The 25,765-nt window shown below is 29.8% G+C and carries 21 protein-coding genes and 1 tRNA gene; 8 read left to right on the top strand and 14 right to left on the bottom strand.

Going from position 1 to position 25,765, the window contains the following annotated elements; genetic code table 11:
• Positions 1-6: 6 nt before the first annotated feature.
• From JK634_RS17765 to JK634_RS17750, 4 genes are all read right to left on the bottom strand, one after another.
• The gene (locus JK634_RS17765) at positions 7-711 is read right to left on the bottom strand and encodes a TMEM165/GDT1 family protein (RefSeq protein ID WP_202769066.1); all 705 of its coding nucleotides are present in this window, start codon (positions 709-711) and stop codon (positions 7-9) included.
• A gap of 456 nt (positions 712-1,167) precedes the next feature.
• Positions 1,168-1,407: a hypothetical protein gene (locus tag JK634_RS17760; RefSeq protein WP_202769065.1), complete on the bottom strand. Its 240-nt coding sequence runs from the start codon at positions 1,405-1,407 to the stop codon at positions 1,168-1,170.
• Positions 1,408-1,446: 39 nt separating this feature from the next.
• Positions 1,447-1,632, bottom strand: coding sequence for a DUF6199 family natural product biosynthesis protein (locus tag JK634_RS17755; protein ID WP_202769064.1), 186 nt, complete (start codon positions 1,630-1,632; stop codon positions 1,447-1,449).
• The gene (locus JK634_RS17750) at positions 1,629-2,423 is read right to left on the bottom strand and encodes an NUDIX hydrolase (protein ID WP_243425647.1); all 795 of its coding nucleotides are present in this window, start codon (positions 2,421-2,423) and stop codon (positions 1,629-1,631) included. Before JK634_RS17750 ends, JK634_RS17755 begins: the two co-directional genes overlap by 4 nt.
• Positions 2,424-2,635: 212 nt before the next feature.
• Here JK634_RS17750 and JK634_RS17745 point away from each other — a divergent pair, with 212 nt between their 5' ends.
• Both JK634_RS17745 and JK634_RS17740 read left to right on the top strand, forming a co-directional pair.
• On the top strand, positions 2,636-3,130 hold the full coding sequence (locus tag JK634_RS17745) for a hypothetical protein (RefSeq protein WP_202769063.1): 495 nt from the start codon (positions 2,636-2,638) through the stop codon (positions 3,128-3,130).
• Positions 3,131-3,153: 23 nt separating this feature from the next.
• Positions 3,154-3,684 (top strand): hypothetical protein, encoded by a 531-nt coding sequence (locus JK634_RS17740; RefSeq protein ID WP_202769062.1) that lies wholly within the window; start codon positions 3,154-3,156, stop codon positions 3,682-3,684.
• Between the two features lie 90 nt (positions 3,685-3,774).
• Here the strand turns inward: JK634_RS17740 and JK634_RS17735 are convergent, their stop codons facing one another.
• From JK634_RS17735 to JK634_RS17725, 3 genes are all read right to left on the bottom strand, one after another.
• A complete protein-coding gene (locus JK634_RS17735; protein WP_202769061.1) occupies positions 3,775-4,602 on the bottom strand; it encodes a hypothetical protein in 828 nt (275 codons plus the stop codon).
• 228 nt (positions 4,603-4,830) lie between these two features.
• Positions 4,831-4,907 (bottom strand) — tRNA-Arg (locus JK634_RS17730).
• Between the two features lie 61 nt (positions 4,908-4,968).
• The gene (locus JK634_RS17725) at positions 4,969-5,838 is read right to left on the bottom strand and encodes a sensor histidine kinase (RefSeq protein ID WP_243425646.1); all 870 of its coding nucleotides are present in this window, start codon (positions 5,836-5,838) and stop codon (positions 4,969-4,971) included.
• A 302-nt stretch (positions 5,839-6,140) separates the two neighbouring features.
• On the opposite strand from JK634_RS17725, the gene JK634_RS17720 reads away from it, so the two are divergent.
• Complete coding sequence (locus tag JK634_RS17720; protein WP_202769059.1) at positions 6,141-7,016, top strand: DegV family protein; 876 nt, start codon at positions 6,141-6,143, stop codon at positions 7,014-7,016.
• Between the two features lie 55 nt (positions 7,017-7,071).
• Here the strand turns inward: JK634_RS17720 and JK634_RS17715 are convergent, their stop codons facing one another.
• Positions 7,072-10,182, bottom strand: coding sequence for an AAA family ATPase (locus JK634_RS17715; RefSeq protein ID WP_202769058.1), 3,111 nt, complete (start codon positions 10,180-10,182; stop codon positions 7,072-7,074).
• Entirely contained in the window at positions 10,182-11,372 is a 1,191-nt protein-coding gene (locus JK634_RS17710; protein ID WP_202769057.1) for an exonuclease SbcCD subunit D, read from the bottom strand. The genes JK634_RS17715 and JK634_RS17710 overlap by 1 nt, the downstream gene beginning before the upstream one ends.
• Positions 11,373-11,555: 183 nt before the next feature.
• Between JK634_RS17710 and JK634_RS17705 the strand changes: the two genes are divergently transcribed.
• Positions 11,556-11,957, top strand: a complete 402-nt coding sequence (locus JK634_RS17705; protein ID WP_202769056.1) for a DUF6465 family protein — start codon at positions 11,556-11,558, stop codon at positions 11,955-11,957.
• Positions 11,958-11,997: 40 nt separating this feature from the next.
• On the opposite strand, the gene pepT is transcribed toward JK634_RS17705, so the two are convergent.
• From pepT to JK634_RS17690, 3 genes are all read right to left on the bottom strand, one after another.
• Positions 11,998-13,218 (bottom strand): peptidase T, encoded by a 1,221-nt coding sequence (gene pepT / locus JK634_RS17700; RefSeq protein ID WP_202769055.1) that lies wholly within the window; start codon positions 13,216-13,218, stop codon positions 11,998-12,000.
• 18 nt (positions 13,219-13,236) lie between these two features.
• Positions 13,237-14,043, bottom strand: a complete 807-nt coding sequence (locus tag JK634_RS17695; protein ID WP_202769054.1) for a DUF1189 family protein — start codon at positions 14,041-14,043, stop codon at positions 13,237-13,239.
• A gap of 69 nt (positions 14,044-14,112) precedes the next feature.
• On the bottom strand, positions 14,113-14,892 hold the full coding sequence (locus JK634_RS17690; protein ID WP_202769053.1) for a DUF1189 domain-containing protein: 780 nt from the start codon (positions 14,890-14,892) through the stop codon (positions 14,113-14,115).
• 168 nt (positions 14,893-15,060) lie between these two features.
• On the opposite strand from JK634_RS17690, the gene JK634_RS17685 reads away from it, so the two are divergent.
• The 4 genes from JK634_RS17685 to crcB (JK634_RS17670) all read left to right on the top strand — a co-directional run bounded on the left by JK634_RS17685 (position 15,061) and on the right by crcB (JK634_RS17670) (position 18,494).
• Positions 15,061-16,239, top strand: a complete 1,179-nt coding sequence (locus JK634_RS17685) for a L,D-transpeptidase (protein ID WP_202769052.1) — start codon at positions 15,061-15,063, stop codon at positions 16,237-16,239.
• A gap of 96 nt (positions 16,240-16,335) precedes the next feature.
• Positions 16,336-17,691 (top strand): CCA tRNA nucleotidyltransferase, encoded by a 1,356-nt coding sequence (locus JK634_RS17680; protein ID WP_202769051.1) that lies wholly within the window; start codon positions 16,336-16,338, stop codon positions 17,689-17,691.
• Positions 17,688-18,137, top strand: coding sequence for a fluoride efflux transporter CrcB (gene crcB / locus JK634_RS17675; RefSeq protein WP_202769050.1), 450 nt, complete (start codon positions 17,688-17,690; stop codon positions 18,135-18,137). The genes JK634_RS17680 and crcB (JK634_RS17675) overlap by 4 nt, the downstream gene beginning before the upstream one ends.
• Positions 18,138-18,140: 3 nt before the next feature.
• Positions 18,141-18,494 carry a fluoride efflux transporter CrcB gene (gene crcB / locus JK634_RS17670; protein WP_202769049.1) on the top strand — a complete coding sequence of 118 codons (354 nt, stop codon included), beginning with the start codon at positions 18,141-18,143 and terminating at the stop codon, positions 18,492-18,494.
• A 29-nt stretch (positions 18,495-18,523) separates the two neighbouring features.
• Here crcB (JK634_RS17670) and addA read toward each other — a convergent pair whose 3' ends face one another.
• Together addA and addB are read right to left on the bottom strand one after the other, a co-directional pair.
• Positions 18,524-22,252, bottom strand: coding sequence for a helicase-exonuclease AddAB subunit AddA (gene addA, locus JK634_RS17665; RefSeq protein ID WP_202769048.1), 3,729 nt, complete (start codon positions 22,250-22,252; stop codon positions 18,524-18,526).
• A 2-nt stretch (positions 22,253-22,254) separates the two neighbouring features.
• Positions 22,255-25,716 carry a helicase-exonuclease AddAB subunit AddB gene (gene addB, locus JK634_RS17660; protein WP_202769047.1) on the bottom strand — a complete coding sequence of 1,154 codons (3,462 nt, stop codon included), beginning with the start codon at positions 25,714-25,716 and terminating at the stop codon, positions 22,255-22,257.
• Positions 25,717-25,765 lie beyond the last annotated feature (49 nt).

Genomic DNA, 25,765 nt, shown 5'->3' with positions numbered 1-25,765 from the left:
TTTTCTTTAGCCTACTTCACCTTCTGAATTTTCATTTGCTAATACTATATCGCACGCTTGTCCATGATATGCAAGCTTAACTCCAAATATATAAATAAATACTCCTAGTACTAAGAAATAAAGAATTATATATAGTGGGCTGATCATCCATGCAGGTGCTATGTTATATAAGGTTAAGGTACCAAAGAACATAAATATAACTCCTGCAACCCATTTTATATATATTTCAGGTATATGTCTGCACATCCATGCTCCACCAATGATACCTATACCATCAGCAATTAACATACCTGTTGTTGTTCCCATTAATATAACTAATGGATTGCTGTTATCTGCTGCTATAGCTATTGTCATTAACTGAGTCTTATCTCCCATTTCTGCTAAGAAAAATGCTATTGCAACTGTTACAATTGGGCCAAACTTACGCTTTTTCTCATCATCTTCATCTATTTTATCTCCTCTTAGTGTCCAAAGACCAAATATCAAAAATGATATAGCTGCAACCATCTTAATTATTCCCATAGGTATTAATGAACCTATGTAACTTCCTACTGCTACTGCAAGGGCATGATTAAATACAGTAGCAACTAAAACTCCTATCATTACTTGCTTTACTTTGTATTTGCTAGCCATAGCCATTGCAAGTAATTGAGTTTTATCTCCCATTTCTGCAACTACGACTAAAAACAATGCCTTAATAAACTCCGCCATTTTTGTCCTCCTCTTAATTAATAATTAATAATTATAAAAATAAAAAAGACCTCTAACACAACGAAATCTCATTACTAGAATTAAAAACCTGTACATTAATATAAAGGTCTCTAATTCTAATAATAAAACCATTGTGCTAAAAGTCTCACTTGACTAAAATAAGCCACGATAAAGCCAGACCAAAGGTCAGTATGTTGACTTTATCACCAAAAAAGGCAGTTACTCCCTCTTAACATCTATAAAATATTATCATAAATTATATATATATACAATAAGTATTTTCAAACGCGAAAAGTGAATAAGTAAGCCCCCTTTGCAAACTTATTCACCTTTGTAAATCTGATTAAATATAAATTTCTCCCATTTTCTCTGCAGTAAATTCTAATGTCATATAAAATTATAGCACTGCACTTTTTAGTTTTTCAAATATAAAATATCGCAAATTAGTGTATAATATTACATTTTTTTATTATATTTTTCATTGCCATGTTTAAAGTTACCTGTTACCTTTGCCATGATTAATTGAGCTTCCTTAGTGTCAACATTCTTTATTCTTTGTAGAAATTTCTCACTTTCTTTACCTTTTAGAATCTTAATTAATTTCCCGCTCCAATATATAAATACTTTATTATCCTTTGAAATATTAAAATTAAAAGGTTCTTCATCTAACTTATTTCTTTTATCTATTTCACCCATTTTTCTATACTCCTCTTCCAATCAATATAATATAATTTCTTAATTAGGAATTGCAAGCCATACTACAATCAACATTACTACAGACATAACTCTAGTCATAATAAGATACAATGTGCTTGGCTCCACGCCTTTAAACTTCCATCCTTCAGATATCTTCCATGAAAGTCTAGGATTAATTATTCCAATAATTAAAATTATACTAACGATAACTTTTATAAAGATCATACTTTACCCCCATCACTAAAAAGCTTATCTAGATAAGTAAATGTGTTCATGAATTCTCCCATTTCTATTGCTTCCTTAATTTCTCCATCTGTGGCCCACTTAACTCCGCATACTTCTTCTGGCTGACAAGTAACACCTCTAATATCTATTTCGTGGTTAAATAACCATACATCTATGAAATCCATATGCTCTGGGCTATCTCTTTTAATTCTAAATAAATATTTCCCCTTGGATGGTGATAGTGTAATTCCTAACTCCTCTTTTACTTCTCTTAATGCAGCAACGAGACTCTCTTCGCCAGTGACTACTGCACCTACAGTAGTTTCCCACATGTTAGGGTATTTCTTATTTGGTGCACGTTTTGAAATCAAATAATCACCCTTACTATTTTTTATCCAAACATGTACTAAAAGATGATATTCGTCCTTCTCCATAACATCTCCGCGTTTAACTAATCTTCCAGTCTTTTCTCCATTCTCATCAAGGGCATCCAATAACTCTACTTCTTTAACCTCTTGCTTATTTTTCTTCTCACTAATTCCGACTAATACTAAAGCTAGTCCAAATAATGCTACAGCCAATATACAACTGAACATAAAAACTGATACTACCATATCTGTAGATATAGCATAGCCTACAAAACCACTATAAACAGAAAATAATAAAGTCCCAAGTACTGGGCTTAAAATTATTAATACTAATCCTATGGTTATTTTACTTAAAGATGGTTCTTTTAGCATCTCAGTAAATATATCTAAGTTTTCTTCTTGACTAAGGGGTTCTCTTCTCATTTAGCACCTCTCAATATTTTAACTATTATGGAAATTATATCATAATTGTGTAGCGCATAATAACATTATATAAACATTTTTTTCTAATATTGTTATATGATTGGTTTATATTTATTGGAGTGCATATCTGTAGATTATCTTTAGTGAAATTTTTACTTTTATGTTACTATTAACAATAATAATTCTGTTATTATTTTAGAGGGGGTCATTACATGAAAAAGCATCCTTTCATGACTACACTTTTATTTATTTTAGTAATTATAATATCTTTGATAATCTACAATAATTCTTTAAATACAGTTAACGTACCTAGTAATGTTATAGAAAATATAGTTAAAAATGATTTAGAACCTACAGCAGGTGTAAAATCCTTTGGTGGAAAAGTATTTTGTGATTATTCTATAGTTATATCTGAAGAAAAATATGGAGAAATAAATGTTTATCTATGGCTTTACAGTCAGGAACTTTATGTTGATTCTAATCAAATAAAAAGTGGAACTGGAACTATAGATCCCGCTGTTCTTCATCTAAAGAAAGAAAATAGCACCTATGCATTAAAGGATTTTTATATATCCACTGAAGCAGCTGGTTCAGATTCTATGAGAAAGTTTCCCATAAGAGTGAGAAACAAATTTAAATCAAATAACTATAACTTTTCATATGACACTAAGCTTTATGATAGAGCTAAGGAATATTTCAAAATTTAATTAAAATTAAAGGAGTGAATTTTTTGAATAAACGCTTTGCAATACTAATGTTAGTTTTGATTTTCTCTATATCATTATTTGTTGGCTGCTCATCGCAAAAACCTAATACTACGAATACACCAACTAATTCTAGCAAAAATGAGACTGCCGAAGATACTCATAGTTTAGCTGTGCCTGAAAAAATAATCTATTATGGTAAAGGTAATACAACCACATTTACAAAAGATGATAATAAATTTAATGCCCTAGTTAATGAAATTAACGCACGAACTAAGGGAATTAAAGGTTCATACTCAAGTATTTTTATGCTAGATGATGACTTAAAAAAGAAAGGCACTCTTCTAGAACTTGATTATACTGAAAAACACACTTTTGAATACACTAGAGATAATGGTGATAAGGAGACTTTCACTTATACCAAACTTTACTTTGATTTAGATAAAAATGATGACATTAGCAATGAAATGTCCTTTGAAGGTGATGGATATGGTCCTGTTGGTCCATTACTACCTGGTGATAAGTTGCTAGACATATTAAGTGCTATATGGGATTAGACTTTATGGAGGATTTTAAATGAGAAAAATTTCCCTCAAAAATAACTCACTTTCTGAACAATATACATCAATATTCCCAGTATCTATTTGTTAATTAAGTCCTTTTAAAATATCAGGTAAATCACCACCAGTTGGACTAAAACTTCCTTCTTTAATCCCCCAGCTTGTAGATTGGAAGTTTTTATTATCTATTTTTATATCTACATTTTCAATGGAATTAGATTGTACAGTAGCCTTTACTACTCCAGAATTTCCCCATCCGTCACCAGAAAACTTTGCTGTTACTGTACCATCTATAATTTGTCCATTTATATCAATCTTAGCTAATTTATCTATTTTATTATTCAGAACATTCACCCTATAAAACTTCGCAGAAAAATAATTGCCTTTTATTTGTTTCTTTAATGGAAACATGTACTCTCCATCTTTATTAAATTTCCCTAACTGGCTTATTTCTTCATCACTTGTAAGTGGAACATTTATTTTTAAATTTCCTGTAGCCTTAACACCTATAATTTTTATTACAGATTTTCCAGATGGTATTTTATCATTTATACTTCCATCTCCATTATTTTTTACAATATCAGTTACTTTTCCATCTGGCTTAACAAGTATAACTCTAACATCCCCACTATCAAACTTAGAATTATAAAGTATTGTAATGTCATTTCCATCTACAGAATATAAATTCATAACTTCCATACATCCATTTAAATCTCTATAATCCCTGTCTACACCTTCATAGTTTTGTTTACTATCTATACTAGCTAAATTGAACTTCTCCAATAAACCACTCAAACTATTTACATCTGCACTTATGTATTTTTGATAATCTTCACCAATGCTTTTTGTGCAACTATTTAAACTTAATGCTACAGAAATAATACTAATTGTATATAGAATATTGAGTTTTCTCATTTCTCCCCCATAAATCTATCTTTAAGTTAAATATCATTACAAAATTATCCTTTGTTTTGATAAAATTCCTTAAAATTATATTTAAGTTTATTTTATCATGTTAACCCATAAAAATACATATAGTGGGATTCTATAGATAATAAAAAAAGGCCTGCAAAAGCCTCATTTATCCAAAATAAAAAAGTGGATAAACAAGCACCCCTTTGCAAGCCTAACCACCTTTGGTTTTGGTGCGGCGAAGAAGATTCGAACTCCCGACCCTTTGATCCGTAGTCAAATGCTCTATCCAGCTGAGCTATCGCCGCAAATATTTAATTCACAAGTTTTATAATATCATATATAATTTTATAAAGTCAATACATGAAGCTAGTAAATATCTGAAAATTCGATTTCTAATACTTGCACCTTAGTATTTGCTTTTATTTTTCTGCTGCATCCGCATTCTTCGTCAATGCACCTAGGTAATGTTACTACAAAGTTACATCCCTTATCTGTATTATTATATACAGATATATTTCCATTGTGAGTTTTTACTAAATTATATACTAAATTTAGCCCAATTCCATTTCCCTCATACTCTGAAGTAATATTTTTTACAACCTTGTGGAATCTATTAAATATTAACTCCATTTCCTCTTTTGGAATTCCAGGCCCTTCATCCTTAAACTCTATCTTTACCTCTTCATCACTAACAGTTAGATTAACTAGAATTTCTGAATTTTTTGGAGAAAACTTAATTGCATTTGAAAGTAGATTCATAACTATTCTGTCAATAACTTCAGGGTCTACTGACATTTTGCATTCCTCTTCATTTGTATCGAAAATTATAGATATATTTTTACATTTAGCATATTCGTTAACAGAGTTAACTATGCTCTCTACTAAACATATGATATCTAGATTTTCCTTATTACATATAAAATAGTCATTTTCTAATTTCGTCACATCAATAAGATTATTCACAAGCTTTAACATCTTGTAACAACTCTTTGTAATAGTTTGTGTATACTCTTCCCATTTTTTGTCGCCCTCATTTACTGATTTATGTTTAATTTTAAGTAACTGAATAACACTTAAAACTACATTTAAGTGAGTTCTTAGGTCATGTGCTATATTTAAAATAAAATCTTCTCTTACCCCTTGAAGATCCTTGCACAAGTTTACTTTCTTTTCATAATCAGTTAAGGTATTTCCCAAAATTTCATAAAAATTAGTCTCTTCCCTTAATTCAACCATGGCATATACTCCTCTATCATAGTGCATACACTTTATATAATTTTCTCCCCTTACAATTTTACAGTAAATTGGAAAATTTGTCCATATATTTGTGTCTTCTAAATTATTCCCTTTATTTATAAAATATATGCAGTTAAAGCTTTTCAATAAAATTAGTGCATTGAATAATTAATTCTAATACATTAGAATTAAATAGATATTATAAATGTATTATCCTAAGTTTATATTTTATACATATACTTTACTAAAAAGTATATATTAGGTTTATAAGCTAAAATCCTATATATTAAAGGAGAGTAGATATGAAAGATTATGTTATCATAACTGATTCACCTAGTGACTTATCAGCAGATTTACTTAATGAAATTGAAGTCACATCACTTGGATTAGTTTGCTTATTTAAAGGGAAAGAGTATGTAGACGATGGCGGTATAACATTAAAATACAAAGACTTCTATGATGGTATAAGAAATTTAGAGCAACCAACAACTGGACAAATTAACTCATATAGATTCGCAGAAGAATTTACTAAACATGTTAAAGAAGGAAAAGGAATTATATATATAGGCTTCTCCTCTGCCTTAAGCGGAACTTTCAATAGCTCAGTTATGGCAAAAAATGAAGTATTAGAAGAATACCCTGATGCAGATATAACCTTAATTGACTCCAAAGCTGCCTCTGGTGGTGAAGGTCTTTTGGTTTACTTAGCTGCTAAGAAAAGACAAGAAGGATGTTCAAAGGAAGATTTGGTTTCTTGGATAGAAGCTACTATACCTAAGGTTAATCATTTCTTCTTTGTTGATGATTTAAACCACTTAAAAAGAGGTGGAAGAATATCCTCAACAACTGCAGTTGTAGGTGGAATATTAAATATTAAGCCTATTATGTATATTAATGATGCGGGGTCCCTTGTTCCTTTTGCTAAGGCTAAAGGTAGGAAAAAAGCTACTGCTCACTTATTAGATGATATGAAAAAAAATATTGTTAATCCAGAAGAGCAAACAATCATGGTAACTCATTCTGATTGCCCTGAAGATGCTGAAGCTTTAGCTAAGTCTATAAAAGAAATTTTTAATGTAAAAAAAGTAATAATAAATTATATTGGAACAGTAATAGGAAGTCATACAGGTGCTGGAACTCTAGCATTGTTCTTCTTAGGTGAACATAGAGAGCCTTAATATCATAAAAAACCCCTCTAGTCTTGAACTAAAGGGGTTTTTTTATATTAAATATTTAAATTTTAAACCCAGCCTTACTACCTTCCTTAGCAGGTGTTATCTCTAATCTAGCATCTATTCTCTCTTTTAGTTCTGGTACGTGAGATATTATTCCTACTAATCTTCCATTATGCTGAAGTTCTATCAAACAGTTTATTGCATTATCTAATGATTCAGGATCTAATGTTCCAAATCCTTCATCTACAAACATAGTATCTACCGTTACCCCTCCAGCATAGCTTTGCACCACATCTGCTAAGCCTAATGCTAATGATAATGAAGCCTTAAAGCTTTCTCCTCCTGATAAAGTCTTTACATGACGTGCTTTTCCAGTGTAATTATCAAACACCTCAAGCTCCAAGCCTTCCTGCTTTCTTCCCTTACCCTTTTCTTCTTTTCTCTTAAGTAAATATCTGTCTCCAGTCATCTTGGTAAGCCTTAAGTTAGACGCTTTTATTATGTCATCAAAATATGCTGCAAGGACATATCTTTCAAAGGTGATTCTTTGACGATTATCTCCATTTGCTACTCTTGCTATCTCTCCTACAATGTTATACTTGCTTTCTTCCTTTTCGCACTGTAGATTGATTGCTTTTACTCTTTCTAATATAGCCTCATTATTTGATATTCTTGTATATAATTCTTTTTCATTATTAAATATATCTTCTTGTACCTTTTTCTCCTCTTCAATAATTTCATTTAAGACCTCTAAGTCTTCAAGCTTTAAGCCCTTACATTCTTCAATACTTTTATTTAATCTATCACTTAAGGATTTTATATTCTGATAATAGATTTTTATTTTTTCTTCTAGTGAATTTATAGTTTCTTCTGCTATAAAACATTCTCTATATTCCTCTTCAGATAAAAATCTATTTTCCTTAAGTTTATTTTCAAATTCACTAATTACTTCCTTTAGTTCTTTATCTGTATCCTCTATTTGCTTTTGCTTTAATACTAAACCCTCATTCGCAGCTGACAATTTAGCCTTTAAGGAAGTCACCTTTTCTCTTGCTGACTTAATTTCTTTATCTATATTATCTATCTCAATATTTAGCCTATTAATACTTTTATTTAAACTCTCTAAGGATCTTAATTCTTCTGGAATTTCTTCTTCAATGGATTTAACTAATTTCTCTTCTCCTTGAATCCTTCCAAATAGATTTAATATTATACTTTCTCTTTCCCCTTGTTTTTTCTTTAACTTCTCAACTTCTTCAGATAATAGTGTTTGACCCTTTTCTAACTTTTCTTTATTTGAAATCTTAAGCTTAACTTCTTTAAGTTTTTCTTCTAAGTTCTTCGCTTCTTTAGCTAACTCCTTACCTATAACAGCAATTTCTTTTAAGGCCTCTGTCCCCTCTAAGTTCCATATCCCCTCTTTAAATAAAGCTTTTAGATTTTGTTTTTTACCTTCAATATTTTCTCTTTGCTCTTTTATTGATGTAAATACAACAGTTGTTTTATTTAGCTTTTCTTTTAGTCTATTATTAATTAATTCTAAGCTTTCCTTTGACTCTTTGAGCTCCTTTTCAGATGGAACCCCTTCATGTATAATTGCTTTTTTAGGATGATCAGTAGACCCACATACTGGACATGGTTCCCCTTCAATTAATACACTAGCCAATAGTCCAGCTTGGCCCTTTTTGTAGGCTTCATCAAGCATGTCATATCTATTCTTAGATTTTTTATATTCTTCCTCAACTTTAGAATACTCTTTAGCTAGTATATTGTGTTCTTCTAATAGTTTAGTTACTTTATCCTCTGCTGAATATAACTCTCTAACTTCTTTTAGTGAGTTGTTTATTTCTCTATATTTACTTTCTAATCTCTCTTTTAATGTTTCAGCTTTTAATGCTTCTTTAAGTTCTTCATCTATTTTAAGAATCTCTGCATTATTTAAATCTAGCTTCTTTTTTAATGCTTCATTCTCTTCTTTTTCTTTTGCTAAATTTATATTAAGACTTTGAAGCTCCTTCTTTTTCTCTCCATAAGCAACTATCTTTTCCTTAATAGAATTAAGATTAGCTACTTTTTCTTGCATTACTTTCTTATTCTCTTCCTTCTTTTCCTCTATTTCTAGAACTTTTGCTGCATTGGTTAATTCTATTTCTCCGTCCTTAACTCTATTGGTATTTAAAATAAGTTCTTCCTTTAACTTAGCTAATTTTTCTTTCTTTTGATTCCTATCTTTCTCTATGAAACTTACTTCTAGTGCTTTTTTAGCTAGGGATACTTTCTTTTCTATATTTACTATTTCTTCTTTTTGATTTTCTAGAACTTCTTTTTCTTTTATTAGATTTTCTTTCTCTCGTAGTTTTAAATTTCCTTCTTGAGCTTTAATATATTTTTCTCTTAAGTTATTAAGCTTTTCATTAATGTTATTTTTATCTTGGGATATCTTTTCTAAGCTTTCTTTATCCAGCACTAACAATGTATCTAATAAACCTAATATTTCAGTTATATTAAGTTCTTTTTCTTTAATTTTTTCCTTTAAGAAAATATCTTCACCTGGATTTATATTTCTTAAGTTAGTTGCTCTTCTTTCATTTATAGCTTTTAATTCTTCCTCTAGTTCTTTTTTCTTTATATTTAATAGAAACTGAATTCTATTAAACTCCTCTGTACCAAATATTTCTCTAAAAATCTTTTCTCTTTCTTTTGATTCTGATTCTAGTAGCTTCCTAAATTCTCCCTGAGGAAGCATTACTATTTGTCTGAATTGATTTTTATCTATTCTTATTAATTCTATTACTTCTTTAGTTACATTTGTTGCTCCAGTTACTATGGAACCATCAGGATAAATAAGTTCAGCAGAAGTAGTTCTCTTTTTAGGTTGAACAGGAACTCTCTTAACATAGTAAACTTTTCCTCTTAGTGAAAATTCAAGTTCAACATAGGTTATATCCTCTTCTTTTGCAAAGTCACTTCTTAAATTATCTATAGTTCTACTAGTTCCACTAGCTTCTCCATATAAGGCATAACTAATTGCATCAAAAATAGTAGTTTTTCCTGCCCCTGTGGGGCCTGTAATTAAGAATATATTTCTTCCTTCAAGTACATTAAAATCTATAACTTCTTTTGATGCATAAGGTCCAAATGCACTAATTGTTAACTTTAAAGGCCTCATTATTTATCCTCCTTCCATAAAGTATCCAATGCAACCTCCATATAAGTTCTTTGTTCTGAGGTTAATTTTCTTCCTTCTATACTTTCAAAGAATTCATTAAATAGTTCTAGTTTATTTTTTTCTTTATACCCTTCTTTTGCAGATGTTATGCTGGAATCTTCATTAAAATTATTTTCTTTTGCTAGAGCCATTATATTCGGATATACAGCTCTTAATTTAGATATTGGGTCATATATTTCTCCTTGATCTGTAAGTATTGCCTGAATATAATCTTCTTTATCACCAATTTCATATACTTCAGGAGAAATTAAATCTTTAATTGGCCCCTTTATTATTCTCATATCCCTTAATGGTCTAACTTGTTTAAACTCTATTTTTACTTCTCCCTTGTCATCTATTTCAACAACAGTTACTCCCTTTCTTTGATTAACCTCGGAGAAAGAGTACTTAAGTAGTGATCCTGAATATCTTATTTTATCAGAACCTACTTTTTGCGGCCCATGCAAATGACCTAATGCAACGTAATTGAAGTTTTCAAATATACCTGCTGATATTAAATCCGTTCCCCCTATGGATAAAGGTCTTTCTGATGAAGATGTTATAAGCCCCGCTCTCATAAATTCATTCTCATCTTCATCCTCAATATTTTTCATATTTGTAACATAGCCATGAGCTATTAAAACATTTCTTTCTTCTTCATTTAAATCTATATTGTTTAATATCTTTTTAACAGCATCTTCATGAGTTTTTATTTCACAATCCCCATATAACTCTCTTACATAGGCTGGGTCTCCATAAGGCATAAGATAAAAATTTACATTCCCATGTTCATCCTTTAATGTTACTTTCCTGATTTTACTTTGTAGTATTCCCTCTAGATGTAGTCCACTATCCTTAAGTAATGAGCTTCCAAATGATAGTCTTTCTGGACTATCATGATTTCCTGCAATAGCTAATATAGGCACCTTTAAATCCATTATAATTTTATTAAATATCTCATCTAACAGCTCTACTGCGTCTGCAGGTGGAACTGATCTATCGTATAAATCACCCGCTACAATTAATGCTGACGGTTTTTCCTCTTCAATTATATCTACCAATTGATTAAGCATAAATCTTTGGTCTTGTAGCATACTGAATTCATTTACTATTTTTCCAATGTGCCAATCGCCTGTATGAATGAACTTCATGTTTCAATTCCTCCTCTTAATTATGAGCTTTACATAATTAATTCTATAATTTAATTCTAACATATAGATTTTTTTATATGAAACTTAATTTAGAGTTAAGGTTTATGTAAACATCCAATTATTTACATTTAGCTATAGCTATAGTATAATTATGGTAGTAATAGATACTAAGGGGGAATCAAAATGCCACATAGAAAAAAAGTTCTTGATGAAGTAATAGATAGCGTAAATACTGCTGCAAAGGTTACTTCAAAAAAAATATCTACTACTCTTAACAAAGAAAGTGTAAAAAAAGCTGTAGATGGAGTAAAAGATACAGTTGGTGGATTAGCTGAAGAAGGGGAAAAAGTAGTTAAAACCACTGCAAGAAAAGCTAAGAAAGTTACATTAAAACCTGAACTATTTATAGAATATCAAGGAAATCAAATATCTCAAGAAGATCTTATATCTAGAGTTTATTCTTCCCTAGAAGGAAAAACTGATTTATTAAAAGTTAAAAGCTTAAAGCTATATTTCAATGTTTCAGAAAACAAAGTTTATGTAGTTATTAATACTTCAGATACCTATATTGTTGACCTTAACTAAAAAAAGTTATCGGATAATACTACTATTATCCGATAACTTTTTATTTTGCATAAACATTAACGATATTTAAAATTACTTCTACAGCCTTTTCCATAGACTCTATTGGAATATATTCATATTTACCATGAAAATTTTCTCCGCCTGTAAATATATTTGGTGTTGGTACTCCCATAAATGAAAGTCTTGCTCCATCTGTTCCCCCTCTTATTGGTCTTATGTTAGGAACTACACTAGACATTTCCATAGCTAGTTTAGCATTTTCAACTACAAACATTACCGGCTCTATTTTTTCCTTCATATTTCTATAACTTTCTTTTATTTCAACTTCAACTAACTGCATTTTATATTTTTCATTTAGTTCTTTAGCTTTTTCTTTCATTAGATTCATTCTATTTTTATATCCTTCAAAAGAAAAATCTCTTATTATATAGCTTAAAGTAGTTTCTTCTACTTCTCCTTTAATATCTGTTAAATGAAAGAATCCTTCATATCCATTAGTTTTTTCAGGCACTTCCATTTGAGGTAAAAGTGCATCAAATTCTAATGCTATTTTCATAGAATTTATCATCTTGTTATAAGCATACCCAGGATGTACATTTCTTCCCTTAACTATAACCTTACCACTAGCTGCATTAAAGTTTTCGTATTCTAATTCTCCTATAGTTCCACCATCTATTGTATATGCATACTTTGCTCCAAATTTATCAACATTAAAGAATTTAGTTCCTTCACCAATTTCTTCATCTGGAGTAAAGGCAATTCTTATTTCTCCATGCTTAATTTCAGGATGCTCTACTAAATACTCTATTGCAGTCATTATTTCTGAAATGCCTGCTTTATCATCTGCACCTAAAAGGGTTGTTCCATCAGTTGTAATAAGTTCTTTTCCCTTATAATCCTCAAGCTCAGGAAATTCTTTTGGTGATAACACTATATTTTTTTCTTTATTAAGTATTATATCTCCGCCATCATATTTAACTACTTGTGGATTTACGTTTTCTCCTGTCATATCGGGAGAAGTATCCATATGAGATATAAAACCTATAACTGGTATTTCTTTATCAGTATTAGCTGGAAGTGTTCCATAAACATATCCATGTTCGCATACTTCAACATCCTTTAAGCCAAATGCCTTTAATTCTTTCTCTAAAACATTTGCCAAATCAAATTCTCCCTTAAAACTTGGAGTTGTTCCTGTACTTTCATCTGCTGTTGTGTTTATTTTAACGTATTCTAAAAATCTATCCTGTACTCTTTTCATTTAATTTCTCCTTTTTCTTTATCCAATAATAAATAATTCTTCTTCTGAAACTTCTTCTTTTATATGCTTCAACGCTAAAATTAAATATACGAAAGCTATAACTATATATATAATATCAAAAAATGGTATAACTACTCTGGTTAAAAATATAATGGTATCTAAAATTATAGATGTAGTTAAAGCATATAATGAAATTCTATATAAGCCTTTAAATCTAATCTTAACCTTAAACCAATAAGCTGCGCTTAGTCCTGCTAAAGCTAGTACCACTGCCCATAATATATTTCCAATAAATACTTGAATTATTGTAAATATAGTTAAAATTATCATTACAAGTGTAGTTGCTGATAATATATTTATTATCATATTAACATCTAGGTTAAATCCAAGTTCTGAAAACTTCTGAACTGTTTGTTTTCCATTATTATTTACTATAACTCTATCTCTAAATATAAGAGTAGATGTCATATACTTCTCTATGTTTAATTGAGCAAGTTTGTTTTGATCATATTGATCATAATCATAACTTGTATCTATAAATAATAATGTATTCTGTTCTTCTTTTAGAATTGGTTTTGTTCCTATAGTTAATTTTCCATTCTCAAGTTTAAAGTTATTTTTATTTTCTTCTAAATATGTTCTTGCATTATCAAAATAAATTTTTACATCTCTTGATAAATCATAACCTTTAATTCCACCAAAAATCACGCTTAATAATAGTATATATAATACTCCCTTAGCAGTCTTTTCTCTTAAAAATACTAGATAACCTTTTATATTGGTGATACTATATATAAACTTTTGAAAAATGTTCAATTTTTCCACTATATAATTCCCCCTTAATTTTCCATGTAATTATTATTATACATTATTTACATGCAAATACCTATAGAATTATGTGTTTTCCACCATTTTCTTTAACCCTCTAGTCATTGAAATCATTACATATACTCCTCCAATTATTATATAAAAATAATATCTATAGCTTATTGATATTCCTGTTACTCTAAGAATAGCGGCTATAATAATTGGAAGTGTTATAGAGTAAATTGATATTTTATAAATATTTTTATATTCTAACGGCCACTTGAGTACTGCATTAATTAATGTTCCAATTAATGATATCATAAGTGCCAAAAATAAATTTAATATAACAATTAATAAGGGTGTTAAAAATACTATTAAGTATACTACGTATTTTAGCCTAGGAATAAATTGTTGTGCTTTTTTCTTATCTAAGCTCATTCCATCTAAAAAGTCATATGTAGCCCTATCTATTTTATATCTATTTCTCTTTGATATGGCCCTATCTTTTAATATAAGTATACATTTATCATACTTATTAAGTACATTCTCTGAAGTATTTCCAGACGTGTCAATTATAATAGTAGGCTTATTTTTCTTTGATATTACTATAGGTTCTCTTTCTTTTACATCCAAAATTCCATCCTTAAGAGTAAATTCAGGAAATCCATTATTTATTTCATTTTCCATTAGCGATATGAACTTATAATACCCCATAGCAGGTACTATAAAGCTTATAATTCCTGTTATTAATGTTAGGATCATCATATATAGAATAGCCTTAATTACTGTTTCTCTAATTAAAATATAGTAATCCTTTGGCTTAATAATGCTTATGTAAATCTTTTTAAAAAAATTAATTTTCTCCATAACTTAATGCCAAATTACATACTTGGCTAAATCTCACCTCCTATGGAATAAGTAATACTTTAGTTATTATTCTAACCATTAAAAAAATTTATAATATCTTTCTTTTGTTTATTCTTTAAGTTTTTGGTCAATAATCATAATAAATTTTTCCAATCAGGAGGGCTTTATATGAATAAAAAATTTTCTATTAAATCACTTATAAATAAAAACAAAGTTTTTATATTCTTCTACATTTTAATATTATCCATATCTACCTCCTTAGTTATTTTTTCAGTAGTAAATTATACATATCTAATTCAAAACTTCAAAGCAAAGTTTAACAATGGGGATTATACTGAAGCAAGTAAAATAGCCATATCTAGTCAGATATATAATCCTATTAAGCTTTTGATGTTTAAAGGAGATTTAAAAAACTTCTTAAGTGACTCTCTGAGTAGCACTATTAATTCATATAAAAATGCTGATATCTCAGAAAGTGAAGCACTTTACTTAGTATCAAAAATTGATTATTATGGACTTTTTTCAAAAGAGATTGAAGACTTTAAAGCAACATTACCTACCATTAAGGAGTCAAATAATAATTTTCAAGCGGGCTTAAATGCTATAAAAAGTGAAGATTACAAAGCCTCAATTACGAATTTTTCAAAAGTTTCTGAGTATGATTCAAATTATAAATTAGCATTAGAATATGAAAAAAGTTCCTTAGATAAGTTTAAAAAGGCTACTCTAGATAAAGCAAATGATTTGGCGAGCCAGAAATATTATACTGATGCCATAAATCTCATAAAATCTGATCTTAAAGATTATTACAATGATGATAAGGAAATATCAGATACTATTGCATCCTATGAAAAACAGAAAGCTGATTACTTAGCAAGTAAAAATACATCTAATTCTTCAAAGGCTGCTTCAACAGTTCCCTTATCATTAAGCCTTAGTAATATTAATACTCTAAATCTTACTAGCTTAACCTCTTATATGCTTTATGTTAATATTACTAATCAAAAAACTTATGTTTTTAAAGGAACAAAAAACAATTGGAAATTATTAAAAACTCTTTCTTGTTCAACAGGTAAAGATGATACAGATACCCCAAAAGGAGTTTATCAAGTTCAAGAAAAAGGTGATTGGTTCTATTCTGACAAATATAAACAGGGTGCTAAGTACTGGGTTCAGTTCCAAGGTAACTATTTGTTCCATTCAATTCCTTTCGAAGAAGATAAAAAGACAGTTATAGATCCTTCATTAGGAGCTCCATTATCACATGGTTGTGTTCGTTTGTCTTTAGATGATGCAAAATGGCTATATGATAATATAAATAAAGGAACTAAAGTAATAATTAATTAACAATTCGTGGGATGTATTAAAATAATTTGATACATCCCTTTTATTTATAGTAGAATAAGTTTAAATATTTATTTTAGAATATTTGAGGTGATATTTATGTTTATCTCTTACCCCAATGAAGTTAAGTATATTATAGGTAAATTAAAGGATAATGGCTTTGAGGGCTTTTTAGTTGGTGGTTCAGTTAGAAATTCCTTATTATCATTAGCTCCAAAGGATTTCGATATAACAACAAATGCTCTTCCGGAGGATGTTATAAGAATATTTGATAAAACAATTCCTACTGGTCTAAAGCATGGAACTGTAACAGTAATGGAGAACTCTATTCCTTTTGAAATTACTACCTATAGAATTGATGGTGAATATAAAGACAATAGAAGACCCGAGGACGTAACATTTGTTTCCTCTCTTAAAGAAGATTTAGCTCGAAGAGATTTCACTATAAATGCTTTTGCATACAATGAAACGGATGGATTAATGGACTATTTCAATGGTATTAATGATTTAAACTCAAAGCTTATACGAGCTGTTGGAGATGCAAACAAAAGATTTCAAGAAGATGCATTAAGAATGCTAAGAGCTATTCGTTTTTCTTGCCAATTAGGTTTTACCATTGAAAAAAGCACTCTAGACGCAATTAAAAAAAATTCTGAACTCATTCTAAATATAAGTTCAGAGAGAATAAGAGAAGAATTCCTTAAGATTATAACTTCGCCTTATCCAACTAGTGGGTTACGGTTGTTAAATTCTACTGGTATTCTAAATCATATACTACCTGAACTTCAAGCTACTGTTGATTTTGATCAAAAAACTCCATATCATAATAAGGATGTTTTTGAACATACACTCTCTGTTGTTGAAATGGTTCCTAATAAAGTTCATTTAAGGCTAGCTGCCTTATTCCATGATATAGCTAAGCCACCTTGCTTCTTTATTGGAGAAGATGGTCACGGACACTTTTATAATCATCAAAATATTGGAGCAGAAATGTGCGTAAGTATTTTAAAAAGACTAACCTTTGATAATGATACTATTAATAAAGCATCTATCTTAGTTAAGGAACATATGAATATTTTATTCAATCCTTCAGATGCTGCACTCAAAAGACTAATTAATAGAGTTTCTATAGACTTAGTTTTTGATTTATTTAAACTACAACGAGCTGATATATTATCATCAGCACCTCCATTTAAAGTTTTGTCTGACTTAGACTATATGGAGAAGAGAACTAAAGAAATACTAGAGTCCTCTGAACCTTTAAGTAAAAATTCATTAAAGGTAAATGGTAAAGTAATCATGGACTCTCTAAACTTAAAACCTAGTAAAGAAGTCGGCGTTATTTTAGACTACTTAATGGATATGGTTCTTGAAGATCCAAATCTCAATAATGAGCATACACTAATATCACTTGCAACTGAATATTATAAAAAAAGGAATGACAATGACTTATGAAAAAATATATTTTTATCTTTATAGGTGGAATGCTTGGAGCTATTTTAAGATATTTAATAAAAAATATTGATATTACAAGCTTCTATTCAGGAGTAATTCCACTAAATACATTAGTTATAAATATTTGTGGAAGCTTTATTTTGGCATTAGTCTTAACAACAGCATTAGAAGTTTACGATTTTAATTCAAATATACGACTAGGTATAGCAACTGGTTTTCTTGGTGCTTTTACAACATTCTCTACATTATGTAAGGAATCTGTTAACCTTATACGTCAAGGACACTATTATTCTTCTATATTCTATTTATTTTCTTCAGTTATTCTTGGACTAATAGCAGCTTACTTAGGAGTCCTTTTTACTAGAAAGGTTATTTCTAAGCTTATACTTAAGAATACCACTTTAAATGAAGTAGATGCTGAAGCTTCAATAGATGAGGAGGTTTAATATATGTCGTATATTTTAGTTGCATTAGGTGGAGGTGCTGGAAGCATCGTAAGATATGTTCTTGGAAAATACATAAGTGAAAAATCAAATAAACCTTTTCCTTTAGGAACTTTTATTATAAATGTTACAGGTGCTATTTTATTAGGAATTGTTAGTTCTATAGGTGTAAATACTAATATGCTGCTGCTTTTAGCTGATGGCTTCTTAGGTGCATACACAACTTTTTCGACCTTTATGTATGAAGGTTTTAATTTATTTAAAGACAAGGAAAAGCTAAATGCTTTTATTTATATATCAGGCTCTCTTATTTTAGGAGTATTAGGATTTTACTTAGGCTCTATAATTGCTACTATATAAAAAAATAGAAACCAATGGTTTCTATTTTTTTATACCTTAATTTCTCTATCTATACCAAATAGATATAAATATCTTTCTTTTACTTTTTTACCTGTAATTTTCTCCAAAGCTCGAGTATAGTAATCTAATTGAAGTCTATATCTATCTACTATTTTATCTATGGTTCCTTCTTCTACATAGTCTGTTTTATAGTCTAATAAAACTATACCATCCTCTTCTTCAAAATAAGCGTCAATTACTCCTTGAAGTCTTATATTTTCATCCTTATATTCTTCTCCAAGCTCTTTATTAAATTCTAATGCACTTATTTCTGTATAAAAAGGAATTTCTCTAACAACTTTTTTCCCTTGACTCGCTGACTCAAGCATTCTTTTTCCTAAACTGCTATTTATAAAGTTTTTTACCTTATTTATATTTATTACCTTTGCCTCATCTTCTCTTAGTAATTCTCTTGATACAAGTTCCTCTAACTGTTCTTTTATTTCACCAAAAGTATTACTTTTTAATAAATCAATTTTTTGCATGAAAAAGTGAATAACTGTCCCTCTCTCTGCTGCAGATAATCCTCTTTCTTCTTGCAAGAATTTAGGCTTAGCTATAAAATCAGTTTTAAATAAATCTTGAGAAACTTCTTCAATTATTTCACTATAAGCCCTTTTCTTTAGTTCTGAAACGGATATGTTAGATGGTAGTATTGAAGATTCTATATATTCATACTTGAACCCTAATCTTCTTTCAATCTCTTCATCTACTTTATTTATTTTCTTATCTACAAATAATTCTTTTTCTTCTGTTTTATCCACATCAGTTGAAATTTCATCCCCAACAAGCTGAGATTTTATCCACAATTTAATGTTCCAATTAGATTTATCACCATCAATTATCTTAGATACTTCGTTAGAACCCCTTAGAACATCTCCATCCTTATGTCTACAAAGAGCTATCCCAATCCAATCTAAAAAACTTCTCTTCTTTATTAACTCTGCTGCTGGTATCTTTTCATCACCCATTGATGCTGAAGAATTCCATTTTTCTGCTGCTTTTTCAAAATTACTTACTGAGCCAGTTAAAATCAACTTTTCCTTTGCTCTAGTTAATGCAACATAAAGTATCCTCATTTCTTCTGATAAGGTTTCTAAAAGAATTTTTCTCTTTATAGCATTCTTAGCTATGGACGGATATGTTATCCTATGCTCTAGATCTATAACTTGTGGCCCTAAACCTAATTCATCGTGGAACATAACCTCTTTATTTAAATCCATCAGATTAAATTTCTTACCCGTACCACTTAAAAACACAACAGGGAACTCTAACCCTTTACTTTTATGAATGCTCATTATCCTAACTACATCTTCATTTTCACCAAGTATCTTTGCACTTCCCATATCTCCTGAAGACTTTCTTAGCTTATGAATAAAATTTATAAAATTAAATAATCCCTTAAAACTTGTGGTTTCAAATTGCTTTGCCCTTTGGAATAAAATCTTCAAGTTAGCCTGCCTCTGAGCTCCATTTGGCATAGCCCCTACAAATCCATAATAAGATGTGTCCATATAAAGATACCATATGAATTCATCTATAGGCGTATAGGCAGCCCTTTTTCTCCACTTGCTTAAACTCGTGATAAAATAATTACACTTTTCCTTAAATTCCTCAGATGCCTTTATTCTACCTTCTACTATATCTTCAATAGTTTCATAAAAATATTTATTTTCTCCAAGTATTCTTAGCTCTCCTAATTCATTTGCATTAAATGAGAAAATAGGACTTCTTAAGGATGCAAGCATAGGTACATCTTGAAGTGGATTATCTATTATTTGCAATAGTGATAATATAGTTCTTATTTCTATAGTTTCAAAATAACCAGTGCCAGTATCAGAATATACGGGAATCCCCAAAGCTCCTAATTCTTCCGAAAAAACAGTTGACCAATTTTTAGTTGCTCTTAAAAGGATTACTATATCCTTAAACCTAACTTTTCTATAAGTTCCCGTAGTCTTATCCATAACCATGAAAGCTTTATCATCTTTAGCTGTCATAAGTTCCTTTATTCTTTTTCCCACTATTCTTGCTTCTAATTGTACACCTGTTAAATCTTCATCCTCTTCCTCTATTTCTTCACTTTCTTCTTCACCCACTTGAGCCTCTTCTGGAGTTTTTTCTCCTATATGAAGTTCAAGTGCTCCACCTATGATTGCTTCATCTATATCTGTTTCTGGATAGGAAGCCCCTAGATTTAGTGCTTCTTCCTCAGTATATTCTAATTCTCCTAGAGTTTCAGACATAAGCTCTTTAAATACAAAGTTTACTCCGCTTATTACCTCTTCTCTACTTCTGAAATTTTTATAAAGCATTATTTTTCTGTTTTTACTTCCTACTTCAGCAGAATAACTATTATACTTCTGTAAAAATAGTTCTGGTTTTGCCTGTCTAAATCTATAAATACTTTGCTTAACATCTCCAACCATAAATAAGTTTGGATTTTCAAGTTCTTTCCTTGATACCAATGATACTATGGTTTCTTGAACATTATTAGAATCTTGATATTCATCAACTAATACTTCATCAAACTTTTCTCTAAAGCCTAGAGCAACTTGTGATGGTTCTACTGATTCTGATTCTTCATTTATGAGTATCTTTAAACAAAGATGTTCTAAATCATTAAAGTCTAATATCCCTCTTTCTCTTTTCTTTTCCTCATAAGCATTTTTAAATTTAATAACTAGTTTAGTTAAAGATTTCATTAATGGATAGGTAATTCTTAAGTCACTAATTATATCCTTTGGAGGGGCATTAAATATTTCTTGGGAAATAGCTCCCAGGGACTTCTTAGCTTCATCTCTTACCTTCTTTATTCTCTCTTGAACTTTTGGCTCCTCAACATTTTTTGCTAACACTCTTTTAAGTTTAGAAAATTCTATGGAACTAATTGCCCTATATAACTCTTCTAAGCTGCCAGAATATAGCTTTTCACTTATATCCCTTATAAGTGATATATCTTCCCTAAGGTTTTCCCCATAAGGCTCTAATCCAGCAGAGTTTTCTGCTAAATCTAAAGCTGCTTCTAAGTTCCTAATTACTCCTTGTAATTCTGTACTAATTGATTCCTTTAATACTCTTACCCAACTAGAACTTTCTAGTTCTGCTTCGCTAGTTATATTAAATTCTTCTGCCTTTTCACTTAGCCACTTTTCAGGCCATGGCCCACTCATAGAAAATTCATATAGATTTAGTGTTAAATCCTGAAGCCTTTTATCATCTTTTCCCCCTCCATAAGCATCTAGTAAGTTTAAAAATTCCTTATCTTCTGCTTCATAGAGTTCTTCAAATATTTCTGTAATAGCCTCAAGCTTCATTAGTGTTCCTTCTGTTTCATCACTAATTCTAAAGGATGGATCTAAATCTATTTCATGAAAGTTATTTCTTATTACATCTAAACAGAAAGAATGCATTGTAGTTATATTAGCTCTACTAAGCAATGTAAGCTGTTTCTGTAATATCTTAGAATTAGGATCTTTCTCTAATTCCTTTGAAATAGCATCTGCTATTCTTTCTCTCATTTCTCCTGCTGCTGCAGAAGTAAATGTAACAACTAGAAGTCTATCTATATCCACTGGATTTTCTTTATCAGTAATAATCTTTATTATTCTTTCAACTAGTACAGCAGTCTTTCCTGAACCTGCTGCTGCTGCAACTAATAAATTACAGCCCCTAGTATCAATAGCCATAAGCTGCTCATTGGTCCACTTTGTTGCCATTTCTATTCCCCTCCTTTCTCCTCTGAACTTACAACCTTATTCATATCCTCCCAAACCTCATCCTTCTTTTTAAGCTTAATTAACTTATACTTATTATCTTTAAGGTTAGGATCAAACTGACATACTGATGAGTAATCACAAAACTCACAATAAGTAAATGTATTTTCCTTTGCGGGATTTATCTTTATATTTCCTTTAAGCATTTCTGAACATAATTCTTTAATTTTATGGTTAACATAATTTCTTAAAACCTCAAACTGCTCTTCTGTTGCTACTGAACTACTTGAGGATACCTCTCCATCCTTCTTTATTCCTGCTGGAATAACTACTGAGTATAGTCCTGGATCATCATCCATAGCTTTAATTATCTTAGGATCCTTTAAAACTAACCCATCCATCTTAAATGAAGACAACACTTTCTTCTCTATCTCTTCCTCAGCTATTCTTTTATCAACTGAAATTAGTGGATCATCTATCCTAAAGTATAAAATAGCTCCAGGCAAAGTATTTTTATTCAAAAAGTATTTAGAGTTTTTAATCAATGCATCTAAGTATACTAAAAGTTGAATTTGAAGCCCATGATAAAGCTTTGTTAAATCAAACTTTTTGCTTCCAGACTTATAATCTATGACTCTTATATAACTTTCCCCGTCTATTTCTGCCACATCAACTCTATCTACTCTACCTACTAAGAAGACCTCTTCTCCATCATTCACCTTAATCTTTATTGGCTCAGCATCCTTAAAGCTTGAGAATTCAAACTCATTTTTATATATTTCAAAGGTACTTCTTTTCATGTGTTCTGAGACTGCTGAAACTGATTTTGATAGAATTCTCTTAAATCTATCTGTAAAATACTTATATCTTTTTGAACTATTTAGTATAAATCCTTGATTCTCTTCTAATTTCTTGTCAACTAAAGTAGAAACTATTTGCGTGCATCTTTCTTTATTTAATTCGCTCCAATTTAACTTTTCATTTTTAACGTAATTAGTAAATCCATCTAGAATCTCATGCATAAATGATCCTAGATCTGGAGCTGAAAATTCATATATTTTTCTATCCTTTGCCTTTAATCCATACTGAACATAATAAGAAAAAGGACATTGCGCATATTTCTCTAGTCTTGAAACAGAAAACATCATTCTTCCATTTGCAGTGGAATATAATTTTCTAACCTTATCTTCATCTATGTCATCTTCCATATTGGTATATGATAAAGCCCTTTCAACATTCTGGGCTTTTTGATGCCATTCTTCATGATTTTTATACCAATTATAAACCTCTCCCCAATATTCCTCTACTTCTTCATCATCATAATTTCTTCTTAAGGCCTCTATCATATTATTGAAGGTTGGAGTTGGAGATATAACTTTATTATATTTTTCTTGATTTCTACTAATATCACTTTCTTCAATAAGTTTTGGAAAAATCTTTTTAAGTCTAGGTATTATTATTGACGCTCTAAGAGATTTTCCTTCAAAATCAGCCATAGGATAACTAATTATTAGTTTTTCACTTGCAAAAGATAGTGCAGTATACACTAATAACTGCTCTTCGAAGGCTTTAACTTTTGTGTCTGAAGCTAGCGGTATACCTCTATTTTTCATTGTATCTCTATCTTTATCAGATAGTATTCCCTCATCTTTTATGGCAGCAGGTATAACTCCATCATTTACTCCAACTAAAAACAATATCTTAATTTCCTTACTTCTAACCCTTGCAATATCCCCTATTGTAACCTCATCTAATGATAATGGTATTAATCCAAGCTCATATTTTTCTAAACCTCCATTAATGATTATGGAGAACTTCTTTAGATCCATCTTTTCCTGTGACATAACTTGAACTGCTTGATCTAGCACTTCCATTACTATTGAAACAATTTGTGAATATTCTTTTTCCCTCTCCTTAAGTCCTCTCTCTGAAAACTTATCTATCCAACTTTTTACCGTATCTATTGCTTTAATTTCTATTAGAAAATCATAAACACCTTCGCAAAATTCTCTAACTGTCCTTTTCCCATTAGTCTTTTTATAGAAATTAATTAAAGGAGTTCTTATCTCATCTCTTATCTCATTAATTAGTACCTTCATTTTGAGATCTTCCTCAGTGACTTCGCCAAAGCTTAGTGGATAGTACTCCCATTCATCTTCTGAAAGCCAATTAGCCTTCTTAATTCCATTAGCCAATACATAGTTTTCTATTATATCAATGTAGCTTTTATCTATTCCTGTTAGTCCTGTCTTTAAATATTTAAACATACTCTCATAATTCCAATTTTTATTTTGTAGTTCAAATAATGATGTAATTAATATAACAAATGGATTATTTAATATATCTTTTTTCTTATCGATATAATACGGAATTTCATATTCATTAAATATAACAGCCGTTATTTTCTCATAGTCCTCAATATTCCTACATACTAAAGAAATATCCTTATACCTATATCCTTCATCTCTAACTAATTCTTTAATATTTTTAGCGATTTCCTCTATCTCTTCATAACTATTAGCTGCTTTATATATTGTTAGATCTTTATTTTCTTTTGGGTATGCCTTAAAAGGGTATGAATAAAAGTACCTCTCTAGATGAGCTAACTCTTCTGAATTTCTTAATCTATAAGGAATTCCATTATTTAAGTCAATTACTCCATCAAAAGGAATTCTATTCTCCTCCATTAACCTAAGAATTCTCTTTTCAGTATTCTTTGTCACGTTAAATAAATCAGTATTATCAATATCGTCTAAGTTGTTCCATTGCTCCCCTACTAATGTTATGTAAACATTCTTAGCCTTCTTAGCTAATATCTTTATTACTTCATACTGTTGAGGGGTAAATGTTGTAAACTCATCTATCCAAATCTCTGTTTTATCATATATAGTGCACCCAGATAGCTTCCCAGCAAGCATTGTAAGTTCATCATCACTATCAATGTAGTTCTCATGCAGATAAGTATCAAACTTAGAATATATGAGTTTTAAATCCTCAAGTTTGTATTTAAGTTCTGTATCCCTATCCTCTAAAGACTTTGACAAATCTTCTAATATTTCTGGTGTTACATTATATTTCTTAAATTCTGTTATTAGGGTTGATATTACTTCAATAAATCCATTTTGTTTTGAGGCCTTATTAAATATCTTTAATTCTTTATCTAATTCCTGCAGAACCTTATATATTATCATACTTCTGCCAGACTCATTTATCTTAATGATTGAAGCTCCACCGCACTCAGAGAATACTCTATGGGCCATTCTCTTGAAGCTCAAAACTTCAGTTTGTAGCAAAGCTTTTTCTGTGGCAAACTTAAGAAGATTACTTTCAGTTCTAAACGTAAACTGCTCTGGTACTATTAATATAAATTTTCCTTCTTTTTTTTCATCAATTCTTTTTTTAATTGATTGAAGACAAAAATAGCTCTTACCTACTCCAGCTCTTCCATATATAAACTTAATGCCCATAAGCATCTCTCCTTTTAAATAATTGCTTTTCATTATATTCTAATTATAT

Source organism: Clostridium paridis (genome assembly GCF_016765615.1).
Lineage (GTDB): Bacteria > Bacillota > Clostridia > Clostridiales > Clostridiaceae > Clostridium_T > Clostridium_T paridis.
Note: the sequence above shows the minus strand (reverse complement) of the source record. Positions and strands in the feature narration are given on the sequence as shown.

What these genes read in the sequence shown, in the direction of transcription:
- JK634_RS17765 (WP_202769066.1), bottom strand. Translation starts at nt 711, where the DNA reads ATGGCGGAGTTTATTAAGGCATTGTTTTTAGTCGTAGTTGCAGAAATG.
- JK634_RS17760 (WP_202769065.1), bottom strand. Translation starts at nt 1,407, where the DNA reads ATGGGTGAAATAGATAAAAGAAATAAGTTAGATGAAGAACCTTTTAAT.
- JK634_RS17755 (WP_202769064.1), bottom strand. Translation starts at nt 1,632, where the DNA reads ATGATCTTTATAAAAGTTATCGTTAGTATAATTTTAATTATTGGAATA.
- JK634_RS17750 (WP_243425647.1), bottom strand. Translation starts at nt 2,423, where the DNA reads ATGAGAAGAGAACCCCTTAGTCAAGAAGAAAACTTAGATATATTTACT.
- JK634_RS17745 (WP_202769063.1), top strand. Translation starts at nt 2,636, where the DNA reads ATGAAAAAGCATCCTTTCATGACTACACTTTTATTTATTTTAGTAATT.
- JK634_RS17735 (WP_202769061.1), bottom strand. Translation starts at nt 4,602, where the DNA reads ATGAGAAAACTCAATATTCTATATACAATTAGTATTATTTCTGTAGCA.
- JK634_RS17725 (WP_243425646.1), bottom strand. Translation starts at nt 5,838, where the DNA reads ATGGTTGAATTAAGGGAAGAGACTAATTTTTATGAAATTTTGGGAAAT.
- JK634_RS17720 (WP_202769059.1), top strand. Translation starts at nt 6,141, where the DNA reads ATGAAAGATTATGTTATCATAACTGATTCACCTAGTGACTTATCAGCA.
- JK634_RS17715 (WP_202769058.1), bottom strand. Translation starts at nt 10,182, where the DNA reads ATGAGGCCTTTAAAGTTAACAATTAGTGCATTTGGACCTTATGCATCA.
- JK634_RS17710 (WP_202769057.1), bottom strand. Translation starts at nt 11,372, where the DNA reads ATGAAGTTCATTCATACAGGCGATTGGCACATTGGAAAAATAGTAAAT.
- JK634_RS17705 (WP_202769056.1), top strand. Translation starts at nt 11,556, where the DNA reads ATGCCACATAGAAAAAAAGTTCTTGATGAAGTAATAGATAGCGTAAAT.
- pepT (WP_202769055.1), bottom strand. Translation starts at nt 13,218, where the DNA reads ATGAAAAGAGTACAGGATAGATTTTTAGAATACGTTAAAATAAACACA.
- JK634_RS17690 (WP_202769053.1), bottom strand. Translation starts at nt 14,892, where the DNA reads ATGGAGAAAATTAATTTTTTTAAAAAGATTTACATAAGCATTATTAAG.
- JK634_RS17685 (WP_202769052.1), top strand. Translation starts at nt 15,061, where the DNA reads ATGAATAAAAAATTTTCTATTAAATCACTTATAAATAAAAACAAAGTT.
- JK634_RS17680 (WP_202769051.1), top strand. Translation starts at nt 16,336, where the DNA reads ATGTTTATCTCTTACCCCAATGAAGTTAAGTATATTATAGGTAAATTA.
- crcB (WP_202769050.1), top strand. Translation starts at nt 17,688, where the DNA reads ATGAAAAAATATATTTTTATCTTTATAGGTGGAATGCTTGGAGCTATT.
- crcB (WP_202769049.1), top strand. Translation starts at nt 18,141, where the DNA reads ATGTCGTATATTTTAGTTGCATTAGGTGGAGGTGCTGGAAGCATCGTA.
- addA (WP_202769048.1), bottom strand. Translation starts at nt 22,252, where the DNA reads ATGGCAACAAAGTGGACCAATGAGCAGCTTATGGCTATTGATACTAGG.
- addB (WP_202769047.1), bottom strand. Translation starts at nt 25,716, where the DNA reads ATGGGCATTAAGTTTATATATGGAAGAGCTGGAGTAGGTAAGAGCTAT.